This window comes from Pseudomonas sp. AGC41, from assembly GCF_057334555.1.
Genome location: NZ_JBHFJB010000008.1, coordinates 7740 through 16641, shown reverse-complemented (window position 1 = coordinate 16641; position 8902 = coordinate 7740). Strand labels below are relative to the sequence as shown.

Genomic DNA, 8902 nt, shown 5'->3' with positions numbered 1-8902 from the left:
AGCCGCGCACCTTCACTTGGAAGTCGTTGCGCCCCAGATAAAGCAATTGACCATCGGCGGTCCAGCGGCCGAGATCACCGGTGCGGTACATTCTGGCGCCGGGCTGGCTGGCAAACGGGTCGCCGAGGAAGCGCTCCTGGCTCAGGGCCGGTCGGTTCAGATAACCCCGAGCGACCCCGGCGCCGCCGATGTAGATTTCCCCGACCACGCCCAGTGGCACCAGTTGCCGATGGCCATCGAGGATGTACACCTGGGTATTGTCCAGCGGCCGGCCGATGCCGGGCACGAAGCCCTGCTCACGAGTCATCGAGACCCAGGTCGAGTAGGTGGTGGTTTCCGACGGGCCGTAAAGATTGCACAGGCGCTGCACCGCGCTCTGGGCGAATATCTGCTCGACCAGGCTCTGCTTGAGCGGCTCACCGGCCAGGTTGACCACCCGGGTCGAGGCCGGGATCGCCTGGGCACCGACCAGTGCGTCGAGTGCCGAGGGCACGCTGTTGACCAGCGTGACCGGTACCGGATGGTCGAGCAAGGCCAGGGCATTGCTCGCCACGTGCAGGGTCGCGCCAGCCGCCAGGGGGACGAAATATTCAAACACCGCCAGGTCGAAGTTGATCGACGTGGCAAAGAGGCTATCTCGCAAGCATTCAGCATCGAACGCATGCAGTGCCCAGTGCAGGAGATTGCAGGCATTGCGATGTTCGATCATCACGCCCTTGGGGGTGCCCGTGGATCCCGACGTGTAGATCACATACGCCAGGTGTTCGCCGCTCAGGCCAAGGTTGGCGGGATCCGGATCGTGGCTGGGCAGCTCGACCAGGCTGGCCTGGATATGGCTGTCGTCCAGGCACAGGAGCTCGCAACCATTGGGCGCCGGAAGGCTGGCTGCCAGCCCGCGAAGCGTCAGTAGGGCCCGTGGTTCGCTGTCCTGAAGCATGTGCAACAGGCGCTCGCGAGGGTAGCTCGGATCCAGCGGCACATATGCCGCGCCGGCCTTGAGAATACCGAGCAGGGCGACCAGCAGGTGCGGACCACGCTCAAGGCAGATCGCCACGCGGCTGTCGGGTACGACCCCGGCTTGCAACAAACGATGCGCCAGCCGATTGGCCTGGGCATTGAGCTGCCCGTAGGTCAACGGCGCCGAGCCGTCGGCGGCCTCGAAACGCGCGGCAATGGCGTCGGGGCGTTGTCCTGCTTGGCGCTCGATGGCCAGGTGCAGCAGGGCCTGGGCAGGCAATGGGCGGACAGTCGCATTGAAGCTGTGCAGTAGCTGATGCTGTTCTGCGGCAGGCAACACTGACAGATGGCAGGCAAGGCTTTGCGGGTGCCGTTCGAGGGCTTCGAGCAGATTCTGTAGCGCCGCGTTCAACCAGCCGAGCACCGGTATGGCGCCGACTTGAGCGTCGATTTGCAGGTTGAGCGAAAAGCCTTCGCCCAAGTCGTCCACCGACAGGTTGAACGGGTAGTTGGTGCGCTCCTCGCCGCCCACCACGCGCATGCCATCAAGCGCTGGAGCGTTTTCGGCAACAGCGCTGTGGCGGTAGTTGAGCAACGCCGAAAACAACGGTGTGCCGCTGGGCAGGGCGCTGCAGCGCTGGGCCAGGCCGAGCGGTGCGTGCTCGTGGGCAATCAGCCGGCTGAGCAACGCATGCGTGTCGCGTAGCGCCTGTTCCACCGGCACCGCCAGGCGCACTCGCAGCGGCAAGGTATTGATGAACAGGCCCATGGCGGTAGCGGCTTCGCCGGCGCCGAGCAACCGGCCGAACATCACGGTGCCAAACACCACGTCGTCGCGTTGGCTGGTCTTGCCCAGGACGAGCGCCCAGGCCAGATGAAATAGACTGGCGCTGCTCACCCCCAGCTTGCGCGCCAACTGCCGGATCCGGTCACTCAGAGCGCTCGCCAACGGTGCCTCCAGCGTCTGGACCTGGCTGCCATCGCCGCGTACGTCGAGCAGCCCGCACGGCGCGGTGGGTTCATCGATATCCCCCAGCAGCTCGGTGAAAAACGCCGCATGTTGGGCTTCGCTCAGACCCTGTCGGGCGCGCAGCACGAAATCCCTGAACGGCTGCGGTGGCGGCAATTCGGCCAAGCGCCCTTGCTGGATCGCCGCGACTTCCCGGACCAGCCGTTCCAGCGAGGTGTGATCCATCACCGCGTGGTGGTGCAGCAACTGCAGCAGCCATTCACCGGTGTCTGGGTCCTTGGCGGCCACGGCGCGCATCAAGGGCGCCTGGCGCAAGTCGAGGCGCTGCTGTCGCGGATCGGCGTGGGCAAGCAGCGTGGCCTCGACATCCTGCTGCGCGGTGATCACTTCAAGCGCCAGCGATGCCTGGCGCCAGACCACCTGTACCGGTTCGTCCAGGCCTTCCCAGGCCAGGGCGGTGCGCAAGATGTCATGGCGGGCGATGGCCTGGTTGAGCGCAGCCATGAAACGTTGCAGGCAGGGCTCATCGTCGAAGGCCAGCAGCACGTGCAGCAGATAGGTGTCGCCGCGCTGTTGGAGCAGGTGGTGGAAAAGAATGCCCGCTTGCAAGGGCACCAGCGGATAGATGTCCTGGATATTGGCGGCGCCGCCCGGCACTCCGGCTACGATGCTGGCGATCTGAGCGTCGTCCAGATGGCAGAGGTCGAGCATTGCCGGGGTGATGTGTGTGGTCCCCCTGGGCAACCCGCTGTCCTGGGCAGGCCCGTCCGCGGCTTGGCGCAAGGCGTCGATCAGCGCCGGCTTGTGGCTGCGCAGCAGGGCGATCAACGCCTGGTCGGCCAGGACCTGATCGTCAGCCACCACCGAAAGTTGATCGCCGCGCAATGACAGGGTCACACCACGCTGTTTGAGCAGGGCCAGCAGTTGAGCGGCAGTCACAGAAGCATCTCCTTCAAAGGGGTGGTGGCCGCGGCCAGACCGGCCAGGGTTGGGGCGCTGAACAATTGGCTGATATCGACCCGCAGGTTGTGCTGGCGCATGCGTTCGACCAAGGTCATGGCAATCAGCGAATGGCCGCCCAAGGCAAAAAAATTGTCGTGGCGGCTGACCCGCTCGACATTCAGCAGCTCGCACCAGAGCGCCGCCAGGGTGGTCTCGATGTCGCCTTGCGCAGGCTCATAGTGGGTTTGCACATAGGCCTGGGCGTCGGGTTCGGGCAGGGCGTTGCGGTCAAGCTTGCCGTTGGCGGTCAACGGCAGGCTGTCCAGGCGCACGTAGGCGCTGGGCAGCATGTATTCAGGCAAGCGCTCGCCAAGCACCGCACGGGCCTGGCTCGGTGTGGGCAGTGTCGGCCCTTGCAGATAGGCAACCAGCCGAACGCTGCCATGACGGTCGAGGCGGCCCACCACCACGGCTTGACGGACACCGGGCAACGCCAACAGGTGGCTTTCGATTTCCCCCAGCTCGATGCGGTGCCCGTGGATCTTCACCTGGAAATCCGTGCGGCCCAGATAGCTGAGGCTGCCGTCCAGCTCCCAACGGCCGAGGTCGCCGGTGCGGTACAGGCGCGCGCCGGGATGATCGGCGAACGGGTCGGCAACGAAACGCTCGTCGGTCAACGCTTCGCGCTGCCAGTAACCACGGGCCACGCCGTGGCCGCCGATATGAATTTCTCCAGCCACGCCCAACGGTGTGCGTCGACCGTGGGTGTCGAGCACCTGCACCTGTGTGTTGGGCAGTGGCCGGCCAAGGCTTGGCGTCGGATGGCTATCGAGCCAGGCGCTGGTGGTGTCGACGGTGCATTCGGTGGGGCCGTAGACATTCAGCACGCGCACCGCGTGCTCGTTGCGCAGTTGCGCCCAGAGTTCACTGGGCACCGCTTCGCCGCCGAGCAGGATGCGCTTTGGCAAGGGCGCGGCCTGAGCCGATGCCTGCCGGTGCCTGAGCAACGCTTGCAACTGAGTGGGCGTGCAGTCGAACAGCATGACCTCTTTGGCGTTCAGGTAGCCGAACAAGGCGCTGGCATCCAGTCGCACGTGTTTGGGGATGAGCACCAGGCAATGGCCGCTGAGCCATTGGCAGAGTTGTTGAACCGAGGCATCGAAGGCTACCGAGGCATTGAGCGAGCAGCGGGAACCGGGCGGCAGGTCGTCCAGGCGCTGGCGCAATCCGGCCCACAGATTGAGCACCGAGCGGTGTTCGACCATGACGCCTTTGGGTTGTCCGGTGGAGCCGGACGTGTAGATCAGGTAGGCCAGGTCGCTGGCCTGCTGGCCCAGCGCGGTCGCGTCCGGATCGTCAGTGCGGGCCTGCTGCCAGTTCGTAAGCGCTGCCGATTGGGCATCCAGGCTGATCAGCGGCCCGCCGGTAAAGGACGGTAGCCGGTCGCGCAGGTGCTCCTGGGTCAGCAGCGCCGCTGGTGCGCTGTCGTTGAGCATATGAGCCAGCCGCGTCGCCGGGTAGTCCGGATCCAGCGGTACATAAGCGCAACCGGCTTTCCATACCGCCAGCAAGGCGATCGCCAGATGGACCTCGCGCTCCAGGCAGACCGCGATGCGTTGGCCGCCCTGTATGCCTTGGGCGAGCAAGTGATGAGCGAGGCGATTGGCCTGTTCGTTGAGTTGACGAAAGCTCAGGGCCTGATGTTCGTCGATGACTGCCAGCGCGTCCGGGCTGCGCGCGACCTGTTCGGCGAAGCGTTGTTGCAACGTGGCGCCAGGCCCCGGTTCGGCCGACGCTGGATTCAGGCTGTCCAGCCGGGCCTCTTCTTCGGCGGGAAGTACCCGCAGTTGCAGAGCGTTGGTATCGCTGGCCTGTTCCAACGCTTCCACCAGCGAGCCCAACGCCTCCATCGTCAACCCGACGAGCCGGGCAGGAGCGTGGTCGGGATGAGTCTGGGCGGTCAGTTGAAACCCTTCGCCCAAGTCGTCCACCGCCAGATTGAAGGGGTAATGGGTGCGCTCTTCGCTGTGCAACAGGCTCATGCCCGGCATGGCCTGGGGAATGTTCGCCTGCCCGGCGTGGCTGTAGCGGTAATTGAACAATGCGCTGAACAGTGCGGTTCCCGCCGGTACCGCGCTGCACCGTTGAGCCAGCGCCAGTGGGGTCTGCTCGTGACTGAGCAGACCGTTCAAGGCCTGCTGTACCCGCGCGAGCACAACCTTCAGCGGATCGTTGAGGCGCACGCGCAATGGCAGGGTGTTGATGAACAGCCCCACCGATCGATCCGCGTCGACGCCAGCCTGCAGGCGTCCGAACAGCACCGTGCCGAAGACCACGTCATCGCGTCCGCTCAGACGGCTCAATACCAGCGCCCAGGCGAGGTGGCAGAGACTTGCCGCGCTCACCCCATGGCTGCCGGCCTGTTGGCGCAGACGCCGGGCCAGTGTGTCTGGCAGCGACTGCCGATGCTCCAGCGCCTGCCAGCGCGGGTCGGCGTCGAGGTCGATGCCAAAGGGCAGGGTAGGCTCTTCCAGGTCACCCAACTGCTCGCTGAAGAATTCCCGCGCCGCCGCCAAGGCCTGCGGTTGCCGCGCCTGGGCCACCAGACCCCGTGTGCTGGTGGGTGGCGGCAGCTCGGCCTGGCGGCCACTTTCGATCAGCGCGATTTCCTCGATCATCAGCTCCAGCGAGGTGTGATCGACCACCACATGGTGATGCAGGAGCAATAGCAACCAGCGCTCATGAACGGCGTCGAACGCTATGTGGGCCTCGATCAACGGGGCCTGGCGCAGGTCGAGTCGATAGCTGCTCGGATCAGTGCTGGCGTGCAGTTGCGCGGCGATGTCGGTGCCGGTCAACAGCGGGCGGCGCGGGATGAAGGTCACCTGGCGCAGGACCACCTGTAACGGTTCGTCGAGGTCTTCCCAGAGCACCAGGGTACGCAACGCGTCATGTCGGGCGATGACTTGCTCCAGCGCGGAGCAGAAACGTCGCAGGTGTTCTTCGTCGGTAAAGGACAATAGGCTGCGCAGTACGTAGCGATCGCCTGCGCTCTGCGCGCGATGGTGATAGAGCATGCCTTCCTGAAGGGGAGCCAGCGGATAGATATCCTGGATATTGCTCGCACCTCCAGGCACCCGCGCGGCGATCGAGTCGATCCGCTCCTGAGACAGCTCGATCAGGTCCAGCATTCCCGGGACGATACGTGCACAAGGGCTCGGAATGCCCGGCGCGCTTGCCTGGCGCACGGGTGCCGTGCCGAGTGTCTCCAGGCGCTGCGCCAAGGCAGCCAGACTCGGGCGTTCGAAAAGGCTGCGGATATCCAGGTCCCAACCGTTGCGGCGCAATTGCTCCAGCAGTTGCACGGCCAACAGCGAATGCCCGCCCAGGCTGAAAAAATCGTCATCGCGGCCGATATCCGCTTCGCCTAGCACCTGTGCCCAGATCGCCGCCAGGCGCTGCTCGGTGTCGCCGCGGGGCGCCTGTTTGGCGTGGCTGTCGGATAATGCAACGGGCAATGGCAGGGCTTGGCGGTCGAGTTTGCCATTGGGAGTCAGCGGCAGGCTGGCCATGACCACGCACGCGCCGGGGAGCATGTAGTCCGGCAAATGGCTCTGCAAATGGCTGCGCAGCCGATCCAGGTCCGGCGCGGGGACGGTAGGGTCGTCGACAACCAGATAGGCGACCAGGCGCGTATCGTCGCTGGGGCCGGGTTGGGCCAGGACTACCGCTTCACGGATGCCGGGCAGGGTAATCAGGCGGGCTTCGATCTCGCCGAGCTCGATGCGAAAGCCGCGTACCTTGACCTGGAAGTCGTTGCGCCCCAGGTACTCCAGCTGCCCATCGGCCCGCCAGCGGCCCAGGTCACCAGTACGGTACATGCGGGCTTGCGGGGCGCTGACAAAAGGATCGCGCAGGAAGCGTTCCGCGCTCAGCTGTGGCCGGTTCAGGTAGCCGCGCGCCACGCCCGCGCCACCAATATGGATTTCCCCGGCGACGCCCAGTGGCACCGGCTGGCGATGCCGATCAAGCAGGTAGATGCGGGTATTGTCCAGAGGACGGCCGATACCGCTGACGTAGCCTTCTTCGCGGGTCATCGAGACCCAGGTCGAGTAGGTGGTGGTTTCCGTCGGTCCATAAAGGTTGCAGACCCGTTGTGTGGCGCTGCGGGCAAACAGCTGTTCCACCAACCGCGCCTTCAAGGGTTCGCCAGCGAGATTGACGACCCGGGCCGTGTCGGGTATCGCACCGATCCTGACCAGTTCTTCCACGGCCGAAGGCACACTGTTGATCAGCGACACCGCGCTGGCTTGCGTCACCAGGGATAGGGCGTTATCGACCAGGTGCAAAGTCGCGCCGGCCGCCAGGGGGACGAAGCACTCGAACACCGCCAGGTCGAAGTTGATCGACGTGGCGAACAGGCTGTTTTGCATTTCATCCGGATGAAAACTGTGCAGGGCCCAGTGCAGCAAGTTGCAGGCGTTGCGGTGCTCGATCATCACGCCTTTGGGTTGCCCGGTCGAACCCGACGTATAGATCACGTAGGCCAGGTGCGCCGCCTGCAGGCCGATGACCTCGGGGTTGCCCTCAGGCAGGGCGGCCAGTCGCGCTTGCAGCGCTGGATCGTCGAGTTCCCAACGCGCGTCCGCGCTGATGGCGGACAGTCGTCCCGCCAGCGACTGGCTGCTCAGGACCAGGCGCGGCGCGCTGTCTTCCAGCATGTGCTGCAGGCGAGCCGTCGGGTAAGCGGGATCCAGCGGCACATAAGCCGCACCGGCCTTCAAGGTCGCAAGTAAGGCGACCAGCATCTGTGAGCCTCGCTCCAGGCAGATCGCCACACGGTCATCGGGGCGCAGCCCGGTTGCCAGCAAGGCATGGGCCAGTTGGTTGGCCTGGCGGTTGAGTTGGCCGTAGGTCAGCGTGTCCGAAGGGGCGCTGGCGGTCTCGACGCGGGCGGCGACGGCATCGGGACGCAACGCGGCCTGTTGTTCGAAAGGCTGGTGCAGCAAGGTGTCGCGCGGATGCGCGCGGTGTGTCGCATTGAAGTTTTCCAGCACCTGTTCACGTTGCCTCGCGGGCAGGCAATCCAATGTGCAGGCTTGGGCCGTTGGTGCCGTTTCCAGGGTTTGCGCGAGCACTTCAAGGGCTTGGATCATCTGTGCCAGGACGGCTTCGGGACACACCGAACGATGTATCTGCACGCTCAGGACAAAGTCATCGCCCAAGTCATCGATGTTCAGGCAGAACGGGTAGTTGCTGCGCTCCTCGCTACTCAGCAGGTGGACGCCCGGCAGGTCGAATTCAGGTCGCGCCGAGTGTTGCGCCTGGCTGTGACGGAAGTTCAGCAGGGCGCTGAACAGTGGTGCTTGGGTCGGTAGCGCGCTGCAACGCTGGGCCAGCGACAGGGGCGCATGTTCATGGGCCAGCAACTCGACCAGACGGCTATGGACCTGATGCAGCGCATCGCGCAGCGGCAGATCAAGGTTGATGCGCAGCGGCAAGGTGTTGATGAACATACCCAGGGCCCGGCCGACTGCCTGGCCGGCGCTGAAACGCCCGAACAGCACGGTGCCGAACACCACATCGTCGCGGCCGCTGGTCTTGCCGACCAGCATGGCCCAGGCCAGGTGGAACAGGCTGGCAACCCCGACGCCCTGGGCTTTGGCCAAGCGGCGCAAGCGCAGGGACAAGGCGGACTCGAGCGGGCAGTGCGCCTCGCGATTGTCTCGGCCGCTGCCTTGGATATCGTGCAGCCCGTAGGGCAAGGTCGGTTCGTCAAGGTCGCCAAGCCGCCGCCGGAAATACGCTTCGGCATTCGCTTGCCGTTGAGGTTCGCGTGCGTGGACGACGAACGGGCGAAACGCTATGCCAGGGGGAAGCGGGTGCTTGGGGTCGAGCATCAAGGCGCGGACTTCGGCAAACAGCAGGCCGAGGGTCGCGTGGTCGATTGCCAGATGATGGTGGATCAACTGCAACTGCCATTGTTGCAACGGCTCATCGAAGCGCACAAAAGCCTGCGCCAACGGCGCGCGG

The 8902-nt window shown here is 65.1% G+C and carries 2 protein-coding genes; both read right to left on the bottom strand.

Features of this window, described 5'->3' with window-relative positions; translation table 11 throughout:
* On the bottom strand, window positions 1–2866 hold a 2866-nt coding region (locus tag ACE04F_RS01145), incomplete at its 3' end, for an amino acid adenylation domain-containing protein (protein ID WP_486104185.1).
* Complete coding sequence (locus ACE04F_RS01140) at window positions 2863–8877, bottom strand: amino acid adenylation domain-containing protein (RefSeq protein WP_486104183.1); 6015 nt, start codon at window positions 8875–8877, stop codon at window positions 2863–2865. The genes ACE04F_RS01140 and ACE04F_RS01145, both read right to left, overlap by 4 nt.
* Window positions 8878–8902: the final 25 nt, after the last annotated feature.